This is a genomic window from Borreliella burgdorferi B31 (genome assembly GCF_000008685.2).
Taxonomy (GTDB): domain Bacteria; phylum Spirochaetota; class Spirochaetia; order Borreliales; family Borreliaceae; genus Borreliella; species Borreliella burgdorferi.
In genome coordinates, this window is sequence record NC_001318.1 from 802,806 (window position 1) to 823,813 (window position 21,008).

Here is a 21,008-nt window from a genome sequence, read left to right on the forward strand (position 1 = left end):
TTTAAACTTTGAGTATTTTAAATTTAAATGCCTTATCTGTCATCGCCTTCGCCATTTATTGTTCCATTTTCATGTCGTTTTTGTATTTTTTTTAGGTTTGTGAGGGCAACATCTTCAAGCGTAATGCCTAAATTATTGCTTAAACTTGACAAGTACCATAATACGTCCCCAAGCTCTTTTTTAATTGATATTAAATACTCATCATCAATAATGTAATTTTTATCTCTTCCCAATTTTTTTATTTTTTCAACAACTTCTCCAGTTTCACCAGCAAGACCAAGTGTTGTTAAAATTAATTCTTCTTTTTTATTTTTGTATTTAGCAGTTTTTTTTGCTTTTTCTTGGTATTCGTTTAGCTCCATGTTGAGAGACAGTTTATTACAGTTTGTTATTATTTGCAAGTCCAAATAGGATTTATTTTTTTTATGTTTTTTATTATATTTGATTAATTAATCGTTAAAGAATTTATAGTATGAGTAAAATTTTTTTATTATTTAATGCAGGTTTCTTTTTTTTAAAAATAATTTATGTTTTTTCTTATCCAGAAATAAAAAATTTCTCAAGGCAAGATCCTGTTTTTTCTGATCTTAAAATTAAAGTTTTAAAATATAACAAAAAACAACATATTCCTCTGTTTTTTTACTCATATAAAGTTAAAAAAGGGGATACTTTTTTTAAAATTGCCAATAAAATAAATGGATGGCAGTCCGGCATTGCTACTATTAATTTATTAGATTCTCCTGCTGTGAGTGTTGGGCAAGAGATTCTTATTCCCAGTAAAAAAGGAGTTTTTGTTTTTGATAGTAAAGATTATAGATTTAATAATTTGCTTTTAGCAACAAGGGATCTTGCTAAAGCTGAAAAGGTAAAAATTAAAAGGAACGACAGAGTTTATGAATTTTATTTTTTTGATTTTGTTAAGAATCCAGATTTTGGACTTTTTTCAGGCACAGAATTGCTTTTTTTCTTAAATGCCAATTTTATTTTTCCTTTAAAAAAATTTATTGTTAGTTCTGATTTTGGATTTAGAAATGACCCTTTCACTGGCAACAAAAGTTTCCATACAGGAATAGATCTTGCAGCTCCAATGAATGCTGAAGTGTATTCTTCTTCTTCTGGAATAGTTATTGAAGCTGGATACAATGATCTTTATGGGAATTTTGTTGTGGTTGGTCACAAAAATAATATTAAATCTCTTTATGGGCATTTAAATTTATATTCTGTAAAGATAGGTGATTTTGTTAAATCGGGAGAATTTCTTGGAANGGTTGGGCAAACGGGTCGCGCAACTGGTCCTCATTTGCACTTTGAAATATTAAAAAAAAATATTCCTATTAACCCTTTAAAGTTTTTAAAGTAAGGTCAGGCTCTGTAGCCAGCTAAATATATTAAATTATCAAATTGTATTGATTATTAACAAATAATGGTGTATAATTATTTGTTTGATAAAAATATTTTTACACTTTTGCGCCATGATTTTAAAAGAAAGTGTTTCATTTTAATATAATTATTGGCATTAAAAAATTTTTTGGTTTCAAAAATATACATGGAATTTAAAGCAGTATTATTTTTTTGTACCCATTATAATTTAATAATTTAAAATAAATCCTATTAATCAATATTATATTCGATTATTTTATTGTGTAAAGTTTTTCTTCCTATTTTTAGTATTTCGGCGCATTTGCTTTTGTTGTTTTTGGAATGAAAAAGTGTTTGTTTTATTATTTCTTTTTCAGCTTCTTTTAGGCTAATTCCNATTGGTAGTGTTATTTTAAATATAAGATTTTCATTATTTTTGATTTTTGCTGGCAAATCTTCTTTAGTGATTTGTTTGCCTTTTGATAATATTAATGCACTTTCAAGCACATTTTTTAATTCTCTAATATTTCCTGGCCAATCGTAATAATAGAGAGCTTTCATTGCATCATTAGAAAGAGTTTTTTCTTCTCTATTGTTTTCCTTTGCGACGTCTTTTATTAGTATGTTTGTTAAATAAGATATATCATCTTTTCTTTCTCTTAAAGGCGGTATGTTTATATTAATGATATTTAATCTATAAAATAAATCTTCTCTAAATTTTTCCTTTTTAATTTCCTCTTCAATGTTTTTGTTTGTTGCAGCCAGAAGCCTGATATCAACTTTAATTGTAGCTTCTCCCCCAACACGTTCAAAAGTTTTGTTTTGCAGTACTCTTAAAAGCTTGACTTGAATTTCAGGTGAAATTTCTGCTATCTCATCAAGAAAAATTGTGCCTTTGTTTGCAAGTTCAAATCTGCCTTTTTTTTTGGAAATTGCTCCAGTGAATGCTCCTTTTTCATGGCCAAAAAGTTCACTTTCAAGAATGCTTTCAGAAAGTGCTGCGCAATTTACTTTTATAAATGGTTTGTCATTTCTATTTGAAAGATCAAAAATAGCATCTGCTATTATTTCTTTACCAACACCGCTTTCGCCCGTTATAAGAATAGATGCATTTGATTTTGCTATTTTTATTACAAGTTCAAAAATTTTTTGCATTAATAGGGATTTTCCCATGATTTTTTCATAGTATTTTAGATCTTTTCTTATTAGTATATTTTCTAAATTAGCATTTTCATTATCGTTATTTTCTTTTTTATTTAGTGATCTTTTTATTATTAGCAAAAGTCTTTCAAGGTCTAAGGGCTTTGTTAAAAAATCATAAGCACCCTCTCTCATGGCATCTACAGCAGAATCAACTGTTCCGTGGGCTGTTAGAATAATAAAAGGTATTCCCAAGTTTTTTTCTTTAACTATTTTGAGCAATTTTTCTCCAGATATCTGGGGCATTCTCAGGTCAGATATTATTACATCAAGATTTTCATTTTCAATTGTTTCAAGAGCTTCTTCTCCGTCACTAGCAGTGAAAACAAAATATCCTTCATCCTCAAGATAAGTAGCAATTCCTTCTCTAATATTCTTTTCATCATCAGCTACAAGTATTTTGCTCATTTTCAATACCCTTCAATTAAAATATTTTTTTTATTTAGTTTAGGCAGCGTAATTGTAAAAATAGTGCCTTTGCCCTCTTTGCTTTCCACAAAAATTTCACCTCCAAGCTCTTTTATTATTTTATAAGAAATAGTAAGTCCTATTCCACTTCCTTTTTCTTTTGTGCTAAATTGAGGCTTAAATATTTCCTCTTTTACCCCATCTTTTATTCCGTTTCCGTTATCTTTTATGTTGATATGTATTTTATTGTCTTTTTCGAAGAGAAAAATTTCTATTTTTTTTATTTCTTTTTTTGTTTCAAGCAGTGCTTCTTCTGCGTTTTTAACGATGTTTATAATAACTTGTTTTAATAGTTTTTCATCAATGAGAATATTGCTTATTTTGTTTAAATTAAGCAATAGTTTTATGTGTTTATTTTCTAATCCAGGATTTAACAATTCACATACGCTGCCTATTACTTGTTTAATATCTTTTTCTTGTAAGTTAATTTTTATTGGTCTGACAGTTAGTAAAAATTCTGTTACTATTTTATCTACTCTGTTTATTTCTTCTTTTATTACTTTAAAATAATTTTCAGCTTTACCATTTTTCATTTTTTGTTTTTCAATTTCCTTTTTTAGCAGTTGTAAATTTATATCGATTGCTCCAAGTGGGTTTTTGATTTCATGGGCAATATTTCTTGCATGCCTTGTAAAAGAGGCCAAAGCCTCAACTCTTCTAAATAGTTCCTCTTTCTTTTTTTTCTCTTTAATGTCTTCGATTAAAATAATGTTGCCTTCAAGTTTTTTTTCTTTTACATAAGGCATAAATGAGATTTTAATATATATGCCGTTTGAGATTGGAACTTCTAATCCTATTATTTTATCTTCTGTTCTAACTAGTTCTTTTATTAAATTTATTAAGTTTGGAATTTGAATGTCATCAAGAATTTCTATTTTTGATTTAGATGTTAAAGCTAAAATTTGGTATAAAATCTTGTTTGCATAGATTATATTGTTTTGTTTGTCAAGTACAATGATTCCTTCATTAATTGATGCAAATATTCCGTCATATATTTCTATTTTTTTGTAAATTTGTTCAATAAATTTAGTTTTTTGTTCGTTAGATAATTTGTTTAGCTTTGTTAAAGCTTTTTTGAAAAAATTATTCATATCTCCTCATAATTTAGCATTAAGTTTTCTATTATTAATTTTTTATTTTGATTATAGGGGCGATATTTGTAAATATTTTTCAAATGCTCTGTGTACTTTAGATATTGATTAATATCTATTTTGTTTTCTAAAAAATCTTTTCTAATGTTAATTGTAAGTTCGTTTAAAAATATTTTAAAGCTTTGCTCATCTTTTATAAAGTCGACTTCTTCAAGATTAAATATGGATTTTTTTTCTTTTATTATATTTAGAATTTTTGCCAATTCTTTTTTTATTTTTTTGCTTTCTTCTTTGTAAAATGAGGCGAAATACTCTTCAATTGTTATATCTTTATTTATTAGAAAGCTTTCTTTAAATCTTTGAATTTCTAAGCTTCTGTCTAGTTTTGCGAAATTGTAGACTCTAAGTCTTGAAAGTATTGTTTTTGGTATTTTGTTTTTATTTCTTGCTGCCAAGATAAAGTAAATATTTGAGGGAGGCTCTTCCAATATTTTTAAAAGTGAGTTATGGACATTAAATGATAAATTTTCGATTTCGTTTATGTAGATTACCTTTGGTTTTTCTTTTTCAGAAAAAATCCAAGTTTGAATTTTTTTTACATCATAAACAGTAATGCTATGATTTAATTCTTTGTTTATATTTTCTATATTTTTTATAAGCTCATTTTTTATGTTTTCATTGTATTCTTTTTCATAATAAACAGAATTAATGTAGTTGATATTTTTTTCTATTTTTTTTAAATTTTTTTCATTGCTGAAATAACATTTGGTAAAAATTACAGTTTTAATATATTCTAGGTATTTATTTGCTATCTTTTGCGAATTTGTAGAAAGATGTGCTTTTGCTTCTACTGTGTCAAGATTTGAGAAAATGAGCAAATTAGGGTTTGTTAAGTTTTTTCCGTTTAATATTTTTTTTGCAAGCTCAATTGCGCTAATCTTTTTTGAAGAAAATTTTTCTCCTAGTAAAAGAATTGCATTTGGCAGTATTTTTTGATCATATTCGTTTATTATCTCTTTTGCAATTTTTGGAAGCATTGTCATTGCTGGCCCTTATTTTGTTTTTGAAATTTTAAAGAGATAGTTTATTCCAGGATTTAAATAATCAAGTAGTTTGCTTTCTTTTAGGAAATATTCAGGTTTAAATATTTGTTGTGAGTGTATTATGTAAACCACGATTGCAATTATTCCAAAAGCTTCAAGTAGGCCAAGCACTAAGCCTAGTATTCTATTGAAGAATAGCAATTTAAGTTGACTTATTATTGATTCTATTAGGGATTGTAGTATTAAAAATCCTATATGTATAAGCAAAAAAAATACAAGTAGTGCTTGAATGTAGGATAGCTCAATAATAGGTTCAACAAACCTTCTAAATTCTTCAGTTTTTTTGTAAAGCAGTAGGATTAAAACAAAAACTTCAGCAAATCCGCTAATTTCTTTAATAAATCCTCTTAAAAATCCTCTAAATCCCAAAGATGTAAAAATTATTATTATTAATATGTCTACTATTCCAGTTATTTTTACAGGATCGTTTATTATCATTTAGATTTTGTCTCCTTAATATCTTTTATTAGCAATTTGGCTATTAAAGTTGAAGAATGCTTATTATTGAATTTTTTGATATTTTCTTTGAGAGAGTTGATTTTTTCTCTATCTTTTAAAGTTTTTTTTATAATTTTTAAAATATTTATATTTAAAATTTCATCTTCATCTATATAAATGCAGGCATTTTGATTTGTTAGTAATTTTGCATTTTTAATTTGATCTCCTCTAGAGCCTTTTTTAAATGGAATCAAAATTGCACATGCACCAGCATTTGCAAATTCCTTTATTGCTCCAGCTCCGGCTCTGCTTATTATTAGATTAGAAAATTTAACTATACTTGCCATTTCTTCTGCGTTAAAAAATTGCCTTCTAAGGTAATTCTTTTCGCTTAGGTCATTTAAATTTTTCCCCGATTGATGGATGAAGTAGATTTCAGCATCCTTTTTAATGCAGAGTGCAAGGTTGTTTAAAGCATTAGCGCCAAGAGATCCCCCAAGTATGCTAATAATTGGTTTGTTAGTGTTTTGTGTCAATTGTTTGATTATTTTGGGATCTGGATTTAAAAATTCTCTTCTTATAGGAGATCCTGTGTAAATAATGTTTTTGTAATTTTTGAAGTATTTTTCACTTTCTTTAAAGCTTATGTGTATGTTATTTGCGAATTTAGAGTTAATTTTTGTTGCAAGTCCGGGATCTAGATCCATTTCATGGGTTATGCTTTTTATTTTTAGCAAGCTGGATGCAATAATTGCAGGAGTTGAAACAAATCCTCCGGTTGCGTAAATAAGCTGAGGTTTATATTTTTTTAAAACGTAAAAGCTTTTTATTATTCCAAGTATTACTTTGAAAAAGTCAGTAAAATTTTTAAAAGAAAAATAGCGTCTAAGTTTTCCGCATGGAATCGAAATAAATTTAATATTATCTTGTTCTTTTATTAGTTTTTCTTCTATAGAATTTTTTTTACCTATCCAAAAAAATTCAATTTCATTATCAAATTCTTTTAATTTTTGTATGATGGAAATTCCTGGAAATACGTGACCCCCAGTTCCTCCCCCTGTAAAAAATATTATTTTTTTATTTGACATATTTTTATTTACTCATGAAAACAATAAAGCATTTACTTTGTAATAAATTTTTTCACATTTTATTTTAATAATATATTGCAATATCAGTATTTCCTTTGTACCAAGAAATTGATTCAATCTTAAAAATTGAATTTAATGGAATTTAAATTCAAAATGTATTTTTTAAGAAATTTTCAATTCGGACCCCTTCTTTTTTTGAAACATTTTCTTTAATTGACTCTTTTATTATTAGGTGAATAGCCTTTGTTGTTTTTTCTAAGGCTTGCTCTGTTTCAAATTTTTCCAAATATCCTATAAGTAAGCTGGTAAATAAATCTCCTGTTCCACTGAAATTTTGTTCTAATCCTTCTAAAAAAAACTCCGAGTATTCTTTGTTTTTAGGATTGTAGCAAATGTTTCCCAAGAGATTTCCCCTTTTAACGCTTGTAACAACTACCGTCGCTTTTGTATCAAGATTTAATATTGCTTTTATGATATCATCTTTGTTGTTAAGTTTTGAGCTTTTGCTTAGCATTTCAAGTTCTGTGATATTGGGTGTTATTATGTTTGCGTACTTTATGATTTTTCTAAATCCACTAATTATTTTATTATCAAATATAGGGTAAATTTCTCCATCGTCAGCAAACACAGGATCAATTACAATTTTTTCAAATTTTATTAATTTAATTATTTTCTCTATTGTTATTTGTTGTTTTTCGCTTCCCAGAAATCCGGTATAGAGTATGTCAAAGTGCTCATTTTGTTCTTTCCATATATTGATAAATTTTTCTAAATGATCGGTTAAATCCACTATTTCAAATTTTTTATAAGCTGTGGAAGCAGAAAGGACAGCTGTCACAAAAGGACAAACTTGCATATTAAACGAAGATATTACTGGTATGCATATTGTAAGAGATGTTCTTCCCATGCTTGAAATATCATGCATTGCTAAAATTCTTTTCATTATTTTTCCCCCTATACTGGTTTTTATAATTTTCTATTCTTGAATTTGCATCAATTTCAATTGGACTTTCTCCATATTTTAAATACATATTAAATCCAAGTCCCGCAATCATTGCTCCATTGTCTGTGCAAAGGTCAAGAGGAGGGTAGTAAGTTTGTATTTTAAGCTTATCTATTTTTTCTCTTAAATATAAATTGCTTGCAACACCTCCTGCTATTACCAATTTGTTGATTTGAGTATCTTTTATTGCCCTTTTTAGTGGGGTGATTAGATTTTCAAAGGCAGCTTTTTGGAAGCTTGCAGCTATATTATTTTTTGTTGTTGGGTTATCTTTGCTTTTGAATTTTTCGAGTTGGTGTATGCAAGCTGTTTTTAGTCCAGAGTATGAAAAATCATACCAGTTTTCTTTTTTTTTAAAGGTGGTAACTGGAAATTGAAATGTATTTTCATCTCCATTTTTAGATATTTGTTCGATGTTTGGACCTCCCGGAAATCCCATATCATAATGTTTTGCCACTTTATCAAAAGCCTCTCCACAAGCATCATCTAGAGTTCTTCCAAGTATTTCAACATCATCGAAATTTTTTTGTTTAGCAATCAATGTATGTCCACCACTTAATAATAATGATATAAATGGATATTCTATTTTTGAGTGCATTAAAGGGGCGTAAAGATGACCCAAGATGTGATCAATGCAAATAATGGGCTTTTTTAATGAAATTGCTAGACCTTTGGCAAAGTTTAATCCAACTATTAAAGATCCAATAAGTCCAGGTCTAGATGTTACAGCTATTAAGTCAATTTCAGATATTTTAGTATTTGCCTTTTTTAGTGCTTTTATACAAACAGACATAATAGCTTCCGTATGAAGTCTTGAGGCAATCTCAGGCACTATGCCGTAATATTTTTTGTGTTCGGTTTGATTTAATTTTATATTGCTTAAAATATGAATTCCATTTTCTACTACAGCTACGCAACAGTCGTCACAAGAGGTTTCTATTCCAAGCACTTTCATCTGATTGTTTCCTCGTAAAGATTTAATAAGTTGTCGAATTCGAATTCCTGGTTTAAATCAGGTCCTTCTTTTTTAAGGACTTTTAGCGTATTTTTAGACCAAATGTGTCCTATTACTTTTACCATTCCATTTTTTCTAGCAATATTTTTTGCTTTTTCAAGCTCCTTTGTTACGGACTCTTCTGTGTCTTTGCTATCAAGAAATACGTCTCTTTTTTCTACTTTAACTCCAATTTCTTTGCCTATTATTTCTGGTACGCTTCCTGCAATAGTTACGCTGTCGAAAAAATATCTGTCAATCTCTTTAAGCTTTTCTAAAATGATTTTCATCAAATCTTTATTTGAAGTGATTAAACTTCCCATATGGTTATTCATTATTTTTGCATCAGGATACTTTTTAAATGCTTTTTCGATTTTTTTGTGTATTTCTTCTTTTTTATCTTTTATGTTTATATGAAATTTTTCTATTGAATTTCTATGTTTTGATTGCATTGGGAAATGTATTATTACTGTTTTGTTAGCATTTTTTAGTTTTTTGTATAAACTCATTGATTTTGGTAAAAATGGAATAATAGCATAAGTTATTTTAAGATTAAGTTTTATAAATTGTTCTAACATAAATTCATCATAGCCCACGTCGTCAATGATTAAGTAAAACTTAGGTTTGCTTTTGGCTTTTTTATCCTCGTTGTTGTTTTTTATTATTAAGCTTTCTTTTTGTGTTTTTTCAAACCTATTTTTAAGTGGGGCATTTGCAATTTTTGAATTGTCATTAAAATATAAAAAACTTGCAAATGCCTGAGTTATTGCAATAACAATAGAAATTATAATAAAAATTACAATAATAAACTTGTTTTTTTTAATATAAAATACAAACATTCATGACCACTGACTTACAAGTAGACCAGAACATGTCATGAATGTCAATGTTAATTTATTTCTTCTTTTAATTTTTTAAGAACTCTTTTTTCAATCTGTCTTACAGTTTCTGATGATATTCCAAGTTCTGTTGAAATATCTTTTAAGGTGCTTTTTTTGGGACTATTGTCCAGGTTATATCTTTTTTTAATTATGTATCTTTCCTTTTCATTTAATTTTGTTTCAAGTATATAATTCAAATGTTTTAGAGTTGAATCTTGTTCAAGGGTAATTTCAGGGTTAAAAGAATTATCCTCGTATAGATTCAAGAGTGTTGAATTTTCAGATCCCTCTATTTCTTTGTCCAGAGAATATTCTTTTTCAAGATAGGGAATAATTTTTATATACTGAGCAGGAGATAGGTTGAATCTTTTCATTATTTCTTCTTTTTTGGGCGATTTTTCTTCTTCTGTTAAATATTTATTTATTTGTAGTATTAGATTTTCTTTTCTGTATGGGACTTTTACCAATCTGGTTTTAGTGTTTAATGCTCTTTGTAGTGATTGCTTAATCCAAAATGATGCATAAGTTGAAAATTTGGTATTTTTATTCGGGTCATATTTTTCAGCAGCTCTTATTAATCCCAAGTTGCCTTCTTGAATTAAGTCTTCAATTTTTAACCCTTTACCCGCATATCTTTTTATTATTTTTAAAACAAGTCGCAAGTTTGCATTTATCATCTTGTTTTTTGCTTTTGCATTGCCTCTTTGTATTTGTCCTGCAAGTTTGATTTCTTCTTCGTGAGTAATTAGCTTGTGTTCTCTTACTGATTTTAAATATATGTTTAAATCCTCATTACTAAATATGTTCATAGTTATTATATTTTCTCCCCTTTCTTGAATATTGTGATTAAGTTTTTACTACTTAATTTCCATGCAAAAACTGTGCCAATTTAATTTAAAAATGGTTTTAAACTAAATAGGATATAATTTTGAGTTTAGGGGGAGTATTTTTTGAATTATTTACTTTTTTGTAATTGATTGTAAATTAAATCGGCAAGGCCAAAGCTTTGAGCTTGTGCCATTTGTTTTGCTCTTTGTTCGCAAAGCATATCTTCAAAAATTTCTTCTACTTGGCCTCCGTTTAGCAAATTTTGATCTTTGTTAAGAGTTTTTTTCATGCTTTCAAGCATTTGCTTGATAAACATAGCTTCAAATTCTAAAGAAGCTTTTCGAAGATCTTCGTTTTTTTGAAAGGATTTTTTTATTTCTACAGAATTTTTAAAATTATTTATTTGATTTTTAAATTTTAGATTTTGTGAATTAATTTTGGTTTCCATCAATTTCCTCCAAGATAAGTTCCCCATTTAATTTATTAATTTTTTGCGCAGCTTGAATTATTTGAATTAATTCTTTATTGCTAAGATTGTTGGAATTTTTTAATATAAATTCATTTAATTTCATTGAGTTTACTTGAATTGTTGTTTTGTTATTTTTACTTAAAAAAATGTTTTGATTGTCTTTTTCAATGGAAAATGTAAAAGTTCCTATTTTTGCATTTTCACTTGCTAAAATAATACCATTTTTTTTGTCTATTAATATCTTGGGGTTGGTTTCTATTTTAATATTTTCAATCTCTTCTAATAGGCTTATGTTTTTTGCTTCTATTTCTATTGTGCTGTCTGATTTAATTTTGTTGTTGATTTTTTTAGAGGTTAATATTTTATGAATTCTATTTATTAATGTATAATTTCCTTTTTTAAGAATTATATTATAACTGTGGTTAATATTTTGATTCTCATTTATTATTACACTATCTATAGTATATCCAGATCCTTTTAATTTATTATTGGGCTGTGTAATTCCTGATGCAATTGCTATTATTTCCCCCTCTTTATTTTTAAGATTTGTTTTTAAAAGTATTCCATTTGTTAAATCTTTTGAGTCCAGTATTGATGCAACGCAAGCTTTATGTTTTGAACCTTTGATTGTATTACCTTTTACTTGGAGACTGACATTTACTAGTGCAATATTTTTACTTTCTATGTTATTAGAGCCTATTTCATTTATTATATTGTTTTCTTCTAAAATTTTAATTATAAGGTCTTTTTGTTTTATAGAGTCTCCTTTTCCAGCAAGTCCCGCTACTATTCCAATACCTGTTAAAAAATTTGTATTTGTGGGATAAATATCCGCAATTTCTTTTAATTTTACGCTTTCAGATAGGCTATTGTTAAATGATTGATCTGTTTTTAGTCCTGTTGAAGCTTTGTTTGTTTGGGCTAATAGACTCGTTGCAAATGTAATTAACATCAACATTAGTTTGTTCATTCTTTACCTTATTTATTGTATTTCTTTAATATCTATTATTTTATATCAATTATTGCAATTAATGAAACTTTTTTCGTTAAATTACTAATTAATCCTTGATTTGTTAAATATTAGCTGCATTAAGGGAGATTAAAATAATAATTTTTAGAAAAGGAAGATAAAATTAGGTATTATTCTTTTTGCACCTTATTTAATCTTATCTCTTCATTTTTGATTGTGTTGCGTATAACTTTGTATTTGCTATTGTTTAATTCATTTAGACTTAAAACATCATTTATTCTTGTTGTGTTAATTTTGTATTTAAAGTATGTATTGTACTCATTAAGGATTTCATTTTTTTTTAGATTTTCTTTTGCAAATACAATTGGCTCGATTACATCAATGTACATATTGATGTAATTGTGTCTTTTGTAGCTTTCAAAGTTTTTTGCATAATAAACAAGAGTTTTTTCAATTGGAATATTTTTGTATGAATTGTTGCTTTTTACCTTAAATTTTACTTTTTTGAAAAATTTATCTTCTATGTTTATTTCAGATTCATCAAAGTTAAATTGAAGTATATAGATATTTTCATTTGATAAATTTTTTGTAATGTAATAAATCATTTCAAAAATTATTGATTTTTTTGTTAAATGTGGGGGGATATATATTTTTGATAAGCTTTGATTGTTACATATTTTTGAATACTTCTTTGAAAAGAAATATGTTTTACTAGGCGCAATGTTGAAACATAAATCATGAGAAGCTCTTATAATTGAGCTTGTTGTGAAAAATAAAATAAAAATAAATAATCTTTTTTTTATTTTATTGCCTTTTTAAGTTATTTGCAATTCCTAACATATTGTCAGAAGTTTGAATAGCTTTTGAGTTTATTTCATAAGCCCTTTGAGCTACTATCATTGTTACCATTTCTTCAGCAATAGATACATTTGACATTTCAAGTATGCCTTGCCTTAGTCTTCCCATGCCTTCACTTCCTGGTATTCCTGCTATTTCTTGGCCTGATCCAGCTGTTTCTTTAAATAAATTGCTTCCAATGGCACTTAGTCCTGCAGGATTGATAAATCTTGATATTTCAATTTGCCCAAGCTCTATTGGTTCGTTGCTGGTATCAATTTTTACCGATACTATTCCCTCTTCAGATATTGTAATTGAGTTTTGGATATATTCTTCTGGGAAGAGTATATTAGGCAATACTTTGTATCCTTGGCTTGTTACAAGCTCTCGATTAGAATCGATTTTAAATGACCCATCTCTAGTATATGCATAAGTTCCATCAGGTAGAAGAATTTTGTAAAATCCATCTCCTTCAATGGCAACGTCAGTGAGTAAATTTGTGGATTGCATTTTTCCTTGTTCAAATATTCTCTGGGTGGCAGCAATTTTTGTTCCGTGACCAACTTGATTTCCAAGTGGTCTTAAAGTATTTTCAGTTGCAGGGGTTCCTGCTCTGTTATGGGTTTGATAAATTAGATCCTCAAATTCTGCTCTTATTTTTTTAAATCCTGTAGTATTTACATTTGAAAGGTTATTGGCAATTGTATCTACATTGTATTGTTGTGCAGTCATTCCACTTGCTGCTGTCCATAATGCTCTCATCATAAAACATGCTCCTTAATATTTTCCAATTTCATTTATTAATTTTCCCAATAGACTATCTTCAGTCTGTATTGTTTTTTGATTAGCTTCATAAGCTCTGTTAATTTCAATCATTAAAACCATTTCTTTAACAGCATTAACATTGGAAGCCTCAAGTGTTTCTGTTTCTATTTTAGGCCTTAATGATATATCAATTTCTTGTGCTTTGCCAGATGTTTTTGTATCGATCCATAAAGAATTTCCCTGTTTTTTGAGAAATCTGGGATTTTCAAAATTTACAATTCTAATGGTATCAAGCAGCTCATAATTTTCCCAAGAATTTTCATACTCGCTAACAAGTCTTTTGGGGTCTGATTCAAAGTTTGAATTGTGAAAGACTTGTCCTTGAGGTGTTATTTTAAAATTATTTTTCTTAAGATATATGTATCCTTTTTCTCCTAGAACGGGAAATCCGCTTTTTGTAACAAGGATTCCTTCTTTTCCAATAGTAAAAGAACCGTTTCTTGTATATCTTTCTCCATCTGAAGTTTGTATTACGAAAAATCCTTGATCGGTGAGTGCTAAATCTAATGGATTGCCAGTAGTTTTTAATGGGCCCTGTTCAAATACTGTGTATATCTCATTTTCTTCAACCCCTGTTCCTATTTTGCCCACAACCGGAGCTGTTTCAAGATGTCCTTTGGGAAATTTATAAAGACCATCATCATTTAGTCTTCTTATTAGCATTTCTGGAAATGCTTTTTGAATAGACAAATCTTTTTTGTATCCAATAAGATCTATGTTTGCCAAATTATTTGACACGGTATCAAGCTTGCGCCTTTCTGCCATCATTCCGCTGGCAGCTGTATAAATTCCTCTTACCACGGTTAAATCCTTAAAGACAATTAACTTTATTAATATTAGCATTAATTGTCCCATATAACAATTAATTGGCCTGTTGTGTTTTTGCTTAATTTTATATTTTTTTGTCTAGGTTTTTATCTTAATAATTAAAATTATAAAATAAGTTGTATAATGATGTTTGTGGCTAATTTTTAAATTAGCTGCCTTACATGAGTAATTTAAAAAAAGAGCTATAATTTGGTTTTAAGGAGGATTGATGACTAGAGTTTTTTCAAAGTTTTTTCTTTTTTTTTGTTTTTCAATGCTTTTATTTGCAAATTCAGAAGATTCAAATGAAAAGGACATTGTTAGCAAGGATGAAAACCCTGTTTTTGAAAATGAAGTTTTAGGATATTGGGTTGGTTATAATGATGTAAGTAACATAAAGAATTCTATTATCTATATTTATAAATATAATGGGGAAGTTTATGGCCGAATTTTAACTATAATAAAAGATGGCAAAAAGTATGATGCTAAAAATCCTTCAGGAGATACTGTAGTTGGGTTTGAAAATCTTGCAATAGAGGGTCTTGATTTTATGTGGGGTCTTAAGTATTCTTCTTCTTCTAAAAAGTGGGATAGGGGCAAAATAATAGATCCTAAAAACGGTAAAATTTATAATTCTGAGATGCGTGTTGATAGTAAAACCGGAAATCTTATTACCAAGGGGAAAGTTTGGATTTTTGGTAGAAGTAAAATTTGGACAAGAGCTAAAGATGATGAAATACCAAAATTAGATTTGCATAATCTTGTTCCAGCGCCCCCTGTGAAAAAATAAATTTGGCTTTTGGTCTTGATATTTGAAAAATATATAAACATATAGATGGGATAAGTAGGTTATGAAAAATAAGACAGAGTATTATGATCAGTTTATTTCAAAAATACCCAATTTTCCTAAAAAGGGTGTTCTTTTTTATGATATTACTAGCGTTTTGCTAAAACCCGAAGTTTATAGTTCATTAATAAATGAAGTATATTCTTTTTATAATTTTAAAAAGATCGATTGCATTGCAGTTGTTGAGTCTAGGGGATATTTAATAGGTGCTCCTTTGTCTTTAAAAATGCAGCTACCCCTTGTTTTAATTCGAAAAGAGGGTAAATTGCCCAGAGAGGTTTTTAGTGAAGAGTATGAGCTTGAATATGGTTTTGGGAGAATAGAGGTGCACAAAGACGATGTTAGGACGTATTCCAATATTCTTTTAATAGATGACATATTAGCTACCGGTGGAACTTTAAAGTCGTCTGCAATTTTGCTAGAGAGAGCCGGGGGCAAGGTTAAGGATATTTTTTGTTTTATTGAGCTTTGCGCTATTAATGGTAGACAAAGTCTTGAAAGTTATGAAGTCAATTCCCTTGTAAGGTATAATTAATTTAATGCTTGACTTTTCTTTTTTATTAAATTTACAATGTTTAGTTGAGGTAATATATGTATGCACTGGTAGAAATAAATGGCAAGCAATATAAGGCTATTGAGGGTGAATTTTTAAAAATAGACAAAATTTCTCCTGTTGAAAAAGATAAGTTGGAATTTAATAGTGTTTTGCTTATTAATAAAGACGGAGAGGTTAAAATAGGAAAGCCTTATGTCGTAAATTCTCTTATTAGATGTACCTATAAAGAAGATAAAAAAGATAAAAAGGTTGTTTCTTACAGATACAGAAGAAGAAAATCAAGTGAGAGAAAAGTTGGGCACAGGCAAACCTATTCTTATATTTTGGTTGATGAAATAGTTTTTTAAGTATATTGATTAATGTTTTGGTAAAAGTAAAAGACGATGTAATTATTTATCTTTTAGCCAATGGTCATGCTATAGGTAAGAATAATGTTAACGTTGTCTGTTCTTCTTTTTCTTTTATTTTGAGAACCTTTTTTAGTGTTCTTGATCTTGAGGGTGAGGCTTTTGTTGTGAAAAATTCAAAAAGAGGTTATTTAGAATTTAAGCCCTTTTTTAAGGATTTGAACAAAGAAAGTCTTTTTTACTATAGTAGGTTTTTAATTAGAGGCATAAATGATTTGTGCTTTGAGTATCCTAATGATATTAAATTAGTTTTGGAGGAAAATTAATGGCAACAAGTAAAAGTGGTGGTAGTTCAAAAAATGGACGAGATTCTATATCCAAGCGACTTGGAGTTAAAAGAAGTGGTGGTCAGTTTGTTAAAGCTGGAGAGATAATTGTTAGACAAAGAGGTACAAAGTTTCATAAAGGTAAAAACGTTGGTCTTGGAAGAGATTATACAATATTTGCGCTTTCATCTGGTAAGGTAGAGTTTAAAACTTTAAAGGGGCGAAAATACGTAAGTATTGTTTAGTTTTAATTGAAAAGATTGGAGATTTTTGGTTTTAATTGAAAAATTGGAGAAAGTTTGTATAACTTTAAGGACTCTGTAAATATAACGGTAGTTTCGGGCAATGGTGGTTCTGGGTGTGTTTCTTTTTTAAGAGAAAAGTTTAATGCAAAAGGTGGTCCAGATGGCGGAAACGGTGGGAGTGGTGGGAGTGTAATTTTCAAGGTGAGGGAAAATCTTAGCACTTTATCTTTTTACAAAAATGGTCATGTGCTTTGTGCTGAAAATGGTAAACCTGGAATGGGTTTTAAAAGAAGTGGTGCTAATGGTAAAGATTTAACTCTTTTTGTTCCTCCAAATACAGAAGTTTATAATGAAAATGATGGAACTCTTTTGTATAGGCTTAAAAATTTAAATGACGAATTTGTTGTTTTAAAAGGTGGCAGAGGGGGTCTTGGTAATTGGAATTTTAAAACTTCAGTTAGAAGGGTTCCAAGGTTTGCTCAACCTGGAGAATCGGGTAATAGTTTGAGCGTGCGTCTTGAACTTTTTTTGGTGGCGGATATTGGGCTTGTTGGATTACCCAATGCTGGTAAATCTTCTCTTCTTAATAGGATAACCTCAGCAAAATCTAGGGTCGCAAATTATCCTTTTACAACAAAGATTCCTCATCTTGGTATGCTCAGGCGTTCTTATGATGATTTGATTATTGCAGATATTCCCGGAATAATTAAAGGTGCTAGTTTTGGAGTAGGGCTCGGGACTAAATTTTTAAAGCATATTGCTAAAACTAAAATTTTAGCTTTGGTTATTGATATTTCTGAAGCAAATTTTTTGGAGTCATATAACATTCTTTTAAATGAATTAAAATCTTATAGCCATAAGCTTTTTAATAAAAAAAAAATTATTATTGCCAACAAGCTTGATTTGGACGGTTCTGAGAAAAATTTTGATTGCCTGATAAAAGCCTTAGGAAAAGAAAAGGTTGTTGGCATCTCTATTTATGAGAATAGAGGAATTGATGAACTTATTAAAGAATTTTTTATTTTGGCTAAAACTTTTTAATAAAATTGATTTTTATTGTGGGCTTTTTATTTTTAAGACTTGGTTTTTGGATATCAGATTTTATTTAGGAAAGAAATCGTGAGAATTGCAATATTAGGGGGCACTTATAATCCAGTTCATATTGGACATATTTTTTTGGCTAAAGAAATAGAGTATTTATTAAATATTGATAGAGTAATATTTATTCCTACTTGCAATCCAGCTCATAAATTGATTGATGAGAATGTTAGTGTTAGCAATAGAATAGATATGCTCAAGCTTGCATTAGAGAATGAAGATAAAATGTTCATAGATGATTGCGACATAATAAATGGTGGTATAACTTATACTGTTGATACTATTTCTTGTGTTAAAAAAAAATACAAAAACGATAAACTTTTTTTAATTATTGGCGATGATCTTTTTCAAAATTTTGATTCATGGAAAGATCCTCAAAGTATTGTAAGTTCTGTTGAACTTGTTGTTGCTCATAGAATCTACAAAGAGAGACTTAAAAGTTCTTTTAAGCATATTTATATAGATAATAAAATAATACCGATTTCCTCATCAGAGATTAGAAATAGAATTGTAAATGGATTGCCCGTCAGCTATTTATTGCCTTTTGGTGTGTTAAAATACATTAAAGATAATAATTTATATGTTAAAAAGGTAAATGTTTGAGAAAGGATTTAATTTTTTTATTTTTAATTGTTTTAATAATAGCAAGTGTAGTAATTTTTTTTATTAGAAGTTCGAAAAAAGAGTTGGTTTACTTCGAGCTTAATACAAAGAGTAATATTAGTTTTTTGTTTCTAATAGAAGATCTTAACAAAAACCTTGTAAGTATGCAAGAAATTTTTATTAATATGAAAACAGGAAATATTGGGTTTTTTGATATTCCAATTCATACTGGATATGAAGATTTAAAAGGGAATATATCTTGGTTTAAAGATCTTTATAAAAAAAATTCTTTTAATAAATTTTTATCTAAAATTTATACACAATTATCTCATGAATCAGATTATTATATTCGTTTTCAAAAAGAAAATTTTGTTAGGCTTATTGATTACTTAGGGGGAGTTAGACTTCTTGTTAAAAACCCAGTGAAAGTTTATAGTTTCGAGGATTCTATTTTAATACCCTCTGGCACTTCTAATTTTGATGGTGATAAGGCTTATGATTATTTGAGATATTTTAATGATGTTAATCAGTTTGAAGAGAGAGTTGAATTTTTTAAAGAATTTTTTAAAAGACTTCTTTTTCAAATTTCAGATTTTGGCATTGAAAATGACAGTTTTTTTAAAATATATTCCATGTTAGATACTAACCTTTCAGAGGTTGTTTTTAAGTATATTGTTAAAAATTATAAAATAAATAATGATAAAATTATTTCTATTAATATTAAAGGACAAGAAGAGATTTTTAAGGATAATGATAATAATTTGATAAAGGTGGTTTTTCCTTATTATGGGGGTGCTATTTTAAAAGAATCGGTGGATAAATTAAACAAAGAGTTGGTTAATGAAGGTGCAGAAGAGATAGTAAAGATTGTTGTTTTAAATGGAACAAAAGTTGTTGGGCTTGCAAAAAAAACAGCAAATATTTTTAATTCTTTAAAATTTAAAGTTTTAAAATTTGGTAATGCAGATAAAAATTCTTATAAAAATACCCTGATTATAAATAATTCGGATAATTTAGAAATGGCTGTTAGGGTTGGAGAGGTAATTAAAACTTCAAATATTAAGCCAATTTCTGAGGTTCAAGCTAAAAGATTGTTAGAGCTTGATAATCTTGATATTAATCCTGATGTAATAGTTATTTTAGGAGATGATTTTGATGGAAGGTATGTTAAAAGTAAATGATATTAATGATTTATGTAAAATAATAAGTGATTTTAATGGAATTGATGTTATAGGCATTAATGTTAGCGATATTTGTAATTGGACTGATTTTTTTATAATAGCCACTTTTGTATCATTTAAGCAAATGGAAGCTTTATATATTGACAAGATAATTAAATTCTTTAAAGAAAAAAAAATTAATCTTAATGCTGAAGGAAAAGGGTTGGTTTATGACTGGACTGTTGTTTCTGGTGCAAATTTGGTAATTCATTTAATGAGTGAAAAATCTAGGGAATACTATGAGCTTGAAAAAATATGGTCCAAAGGAACCATTATTTATCCCTAATTACTTAGTTTAATTAAAATTAATTAAAAAAACTAAAAATATCATAAAAACGTGTTTACAAAAAATAGAAAATATTTTAGATTTAAGTTATGTACTTTTTGCGGGAGGCTTATAAGTGGATATTACAGACATAAGGATTAAGAAAGTTGATAGTAAAAATTCTGGTTCTAAATTATTAGCATATGTTGCAGTTACTTTTGATAACTGTTTGGTTCTTCACAATATTAGAGTTATTAAAGGGCAAAAGGGAGTATTTATTGCGATGCCTAACAGAAGAACTAGAGTCGGTGAATATAAAGACATTGTACATCCTATTAGTCAGGATTTTAGAAAAGCTTTGCAAACTTCTATTTTTAAGGAATATATAAGAGAAAATCCAGCCGATCTTGAACTTGAATTAGATTTTTAGATAATTGTTGACAAAGCTCGTTGTATCTTGTATGCTTGTCAATTGTAAGTATTAATAAGGTATTTGGGACGTCGACAAGTGGTAAGTCAACTGGTTTTGGTCCAGTCATTCGAGGGTTCGAATCCTTCCGTCCCAGTATTTTACATTAGGAGTTTTTTGGTGGAAAATAGCAGGGTTTTAAGTTGCCAATATAGATCAAGCTTTGGATCTTCTAATGCTCGCAGAATAAGAGCTAAGTCTGAAATACCAGCTGTTGTTTACGGGCAAGGTAAGGATGTTTCACACTTGAGAATTAAGAGTAGTGAATTTAATAAGAAATTTGCAAAATTTACGGATAATACTGTCTTAATATTAGATGATGGCAAGCTTGAAAGATGTGTTTTTGTTAAAGATGCTGCAGAAAATATTGCCAGCAAGCTCATTTATCATATTGATTTTTACGAAGTAGATAGGAATGTTGAGCTTGAAAAATATGTTCCTATTAAGCTTATTGGAGCTTCTATTGGGGTTAAAGAAGGTGGAATTTTGACTGTTTTAAAAGAGCAGGTTAAGGTAAGGTCTTTGCCCTTGGATTTGCCAGAATTCATAGAGCTTGATTTAACTCCTGTTAATAAAGGAGATAGCGTTCTTCTTAAAGATCTTGTGTTGCCTTCTAATGTTAGGCTTGCAGAAAATGACGAGAATTTGGAAGTTGTTATTATAAAGTGATT

The 21,008-nt window shown here is 28.3% G+C and carries 27 protein-coding genes and 1 tRNA gene; 13 read left to right on the forward strand and 15 right to left on the reverse strand.

Annotated features, from left to right (window positions below; all coding sequences use genetic code 11):
• Window positions 1-32: 32 nt before the first annotated feature.
• Window positions 33-362: a nucleoside triphosphate pyrophosphohydrolase family protein gene (locus tag BB_RS03855; RefSeq protein WP_002557347.1), complete on the reverse strand. Its 330-nt coding sequence runs from the start codon at window positions 360-362 to the stop codon at window positions 33-35.
• A 110-nt stretch (window positions 363-472) separates the two neighbouring features.
• Between BB_RS03855 and BB_RS03860 the strand changes: the two genes are divergently transcribed.
• On the forward strand, window positions 473-1,360 hold the full coding sequence (locus BB_RS03860; RefSeq protein ID WP_023003304.1) for a LysM peptidoglycan-binding domain-containing M23 family metallopeptidase: 888 nt from the start codon (window positions 473-475) through the stop codon (window positions 1,358-1,360).
• A gap of 251 nt (window positions 1,361-1,611) precedes the next feature.
• Here the strand turns inward: BB_RS03860 and BB_RS03865 are convergent, their stop codons facing one another.
• The 14 genes from BB_RS03865 to flgF all read right to left on the reverse strand — a co-directional run bounded on the left by BB_RS03865 (window position 1,612) and on the right by flgF (window position 14,355).
• Entirely contained in the window at window positions 1,612-2,967 is a 1,356-nt protein-coding gene (locus BB_RS03865; protein ID WP_023003305.1) for a sigma-54-dependent transcriptional regulator, read from the reverse strand.
• A gap of 2 nt (window positions 2,968-2,969) precedes the next feature.
• A complete protein-coding gene (locus BB_RS03870; protein ID WP_010889816.1) occupies window positions 2,970-4,118 on the reverse strand; it encodes a two-component system sensor histidine kinase NtrB in 1,149 nt (382 codons plus the stop codon).
• Window positions 4,115-5,161: a hypothetical protein gene (locus tag BB_RS03875; protein WP_002656659.1), complete on the reverse strand. Its 1,047-nt coding sequence runs from the start codon at window positions 5,159-5,161 to the stop codon at window positions 4,115-4,117. Before BB_RS03875 ends, BB_RS03870 begins: the two co-directional genes overlap by 4 nt.
• A gap of 9 nt (window positions 5,162-5,170) precedes the next feature.
• Window positions 5,171-5,659: a CvpA family protein gene (locus BB_RS03880; RefSeq protein WP_002557352.1), complete on the reverse strand. Its 489-nt coding sequence runs from the start codon at window positions 5,657-5,659 to the stop codon at window positions 5,171-5,173.
• On the reverse strand, window positions 5,656-6,747 hold the full coding sequence (gene murG / locus BB_RS03885) for an undecaprenyldiphospho-muramoylpentapeptide beta-N-acetylglucosaminyltransferase (protein WP_002657532.1): 1,092 nt from the start codon (window positions 6,745-6,747) through the stop codon (window positions 5,656-5,658). Before murG ends, BB_RS03880 begins: the two co-directional genes overlap by 4 nt.
• Window positions 6,748-6,895: 148 nt before the next feature.
• Entirely contained in the window at window positions 6,896-7,690 is a 795-nt protein-coding gene (locus BB_RS03890; RefSeq protein ID WP_002656605.1) for a PfkB family carbohydrate kinase, read from the reverse strand.
• The gene (gene tsaD, locus BB_RS03895; RefSeq protein ID WP_002557356.1) at window positions 7,665-8,705 is read right to left on the reverse strand and encodes a tRNA (adenosine(37)-N6)-threonylcarbamoyltransferase complex transferase subunit TsaD; all 1,041 of its coding nucleotides are present in this window, start codon (window positions 8,703-8,705) and stop codon (window positions 7,665-7,667) included. Before tsaD ends, BB_RS03890 begins: the two co-directional genes overlap by 26 nt.
• The gene (locus tag BB_RS03900; RefSeq protein WP_002657537.1) at window positions 8,702-9,583 is read right to left on the reverse strand and encodes a divergent polysaccharide deacetylase family protein; all 882 of its coding nucleotides are present in this window, start codon (window positions 9,581-9,583) and stop codon (window positions 8,702-8,704) included. The genes tsaD and BB_RS03900 overlap by 4 nt, the downstream gene beginning before the upstream one ends.
• A gap of 50 nt (window positions 9,584-9,633) precedes the next feature.
• Entirely contained in the window at window positions 9,634-10,434 is an 801-nt protein-coding gene (gene rpoS / locus BB_RS03905) for an RNA polymerase sigma factor RpoS (RefSeq protein WP_002557358.1), read from the reverse strand.
• A 146-nt stretch (window positions 10,435-10,580) separates the two neighbouring features.
• Window positions 10,581-10,901 carry a rod-binding protein gene (locus tag BB_RS03910; RefSeq protein WP_010889817.1) on the reverse strand — a complete coding sequence of 107 codons (321 nt, stop codon included), beginning with the start codon at window positions 10,899-10,901 and terminating at the stop codon, window positions 10,581-10,583.
• The gene (locus BB_RS03915) at window positions 10,885-11,892 is read right to left on the reverse strand and encodes a flagellar basal body P-ring protein FlgI (RefSeq protein WP_010889818.1); all 1,008 of its coding nucleotides are present in this window, start codon (window positions 11,890-11,892) and stop codon (window positions 10,885-10,887) included. Before BB_RS03915 ends, BB_RS03910 begins: the two co-directional genes overlap by 17 nt.
• Before the next feature lie 170 nt (window positions 11,893-12,062).
• Window positions 12,063-12,497 (reverse strand): hypothetical protein, encoded by a 435-nt coding sequence (locus BB_RS03920; RefSeq protein ID WP_002557361.1) that lies wholly within the window; start codon window positions 12,495-12,497, stop codon window positions 12,063-12,065.
• A 199-nt stretch (window positions 12,498-12,696) separates the two neighbouring features.
• A complete protein-coding gene (flgG, locus tag BB_RS03925) occupies window positions 12,697-13,494 on the reverse strand; it encodes a flagellar basal-body rod protein FlgG (RefSeq protein ID WP_002657111.1) in 798 nt (265 codons plus the stop codon).
• A 12-nt stretch (window positions 13,495-13,506) separates the two neighbouring features.
• Complete coding sequence (gene flgF / locus BB_RS03930) at window positions 13,507-14,355, reverse strand: flagellar basal-body rod protein FlgF (RefSeq protein WP_002557363.1); 849 nt, start codon at window positions 14,353-14,355, stop codon at window positions 13,507-13,509.
• Between the two features lie 235 nt (window positions 14,356-14,590).
• Here flgF and BB_RS03935 point away from each other — a divergent pair, with 235 nt between their 5' ends.
• From BB_RS03935 to BB_RS03990, 12 genes are all read left to right on the forward strand, one after another.
• The gene (locus BB_RS03935; protein ID WP_002661617.1) at window positions 14,591-15,151 is read left to right on the forward strand and encodes a DUF2147 domain-containing protein; all 561 of its coding nucleotides are present in this window, start codon (window positions 14,591-14,593) and stop codon (window positions 15,149-15,151) included.
• A gap of 61 nt (window positions 15,152-15,212) precedes the next feature.
• Window positions 15,213-15,743 carry an adenine phosphoribosyltransferase gene (locus tag BB_RS03940; protein WP_002656149.1) on the forward strand — a complete coding sequence of 177 codons (531 nt, stop codon included), beginning with the start codon at window positions 15,213-15,215 and terminating at the stop codon, window positions 15,741-15,743.
• A 56-nt stretch (window positions 15,744-15,799) separates the two neighbouring features.
• Complete coding sequence (rplU, locus tag BB_RS03945) at window positions 15,800-16,111, forward strand: 50S ribosomal protein L21 (RefSeq protein WP_002557366.1); 312 nt, start codon at window positions 15,800-15,802, stop codon at window positions 16,109-16,111.
• Between the two features lie 5 nt (window positions 16,112-16,116).
• Window positions 16,117-16,437, forward strand: coding sequence for a ribosomal-processing cysteine protease Prp (locus tag BB_RS03950; RefSeq protein ID WP_002657548.1), 321 nt, complete (start codon window positions 16,117-16,119; stop codon window positions 16,435-16,437).
• On the forward strand, window positions 16,437-16,682 hold the full coding sequence (rpmA, locus tag BB_RS03955) for a 50S ribosomal protein L27 (RefSeq protein WP_002656482.1): 246 nt from the start codon (window positions 16,437-16,439) through the stop codon (window positions 16,680-16,682). The genes BB_RS03950 and rpmA overlap by 1 nt, the downstream gene beginning before the upstream one ends.
• Window positions 16,683-16,736: 54 nt before the next feature.
• Window positions 16,737-17,723, forward strand: a complete 987-nt coding sequence (gene obgE / locus BB_RS03960; protein WP_002656945.1) for a GTPase ObgE — start codon at window positions 16,737-16,739, stop codon at window positions 17,721-17,723.
• A 78-nt stretch (window positions 17,724-17,801) separates the two neighbouring features.
• Complete coding sequence (gene nadD, locus BB_RS03965; protein WP_002656094.1) at window positions 17,802-18,383, forward strand: nicotinate (nicotinamide) nucleotide adenylyltransferase; 582 nt, start codon at window positions 17,802-17,804, stop codon at window positions 18,381-18,383.
• Window positions 18,380-19,564, forward strand: coding sequence for an LCP family protein (locus BB_RS03970; RefSeq protein WP_002557372.1), 1,185 nt, complete (start codon window positions 18,380-18,382; stop codon window positions 19,562-19,564). Before nadD ends, BB_RS03970 begins: the two co-directional genes overlap by 4 nt.
• The gene (rsfS, locus tag BB_RS03975) at window positions 19,539-19,889 is read left to right on the forward strand and encodes a ribosome silencing factor (protein ID WP_002657555.1); all 351 of its coding nucleotides are present in this window, start codon (window positions 19,539-19,541) and stop codon (window positions 19,887-19,889) included. The genes BB_RS03970 and rsfS overlap by 26 nt, the downstream gene beginning before the upstream one ends.
• 115 nt (window positions 19,890-20,004) lie before the next feature.
• Window positions 20,005-20,298 (forward strand): DNA-binding protein SpoVG, encoded by a 294-nt coding sequence (spoVG, locus tag BB_RS03980; protein WP_002557374.1) that lies wholly within the window; start codon window positions 20,005-20,007, stop codon window positions 20,296-20,298.
• Between the two features lie 64 nt (window positions 20,299-20,362).
• Window positions 20,363-20,434: transfer RNA gene (locus tag BB_RS03985), tRNA-Gln, on the forward strand.
• 23 nt (window positions 20,435-20,457) lie between these two features.
• Window positions 20,458-21,006, forward strand: coding sequence for a 50S ribosomal protein L25/general stress protein Ctc (locus BB_RS03990; protein WP_010889819.1), 549 nt, complete (start codon window positions 20,458-20,460; stop codon window positions 21,004-21,006).
• The last annotated feature ends 2 nt before the right edge of the window (window positions 21,007-21,008 follow it).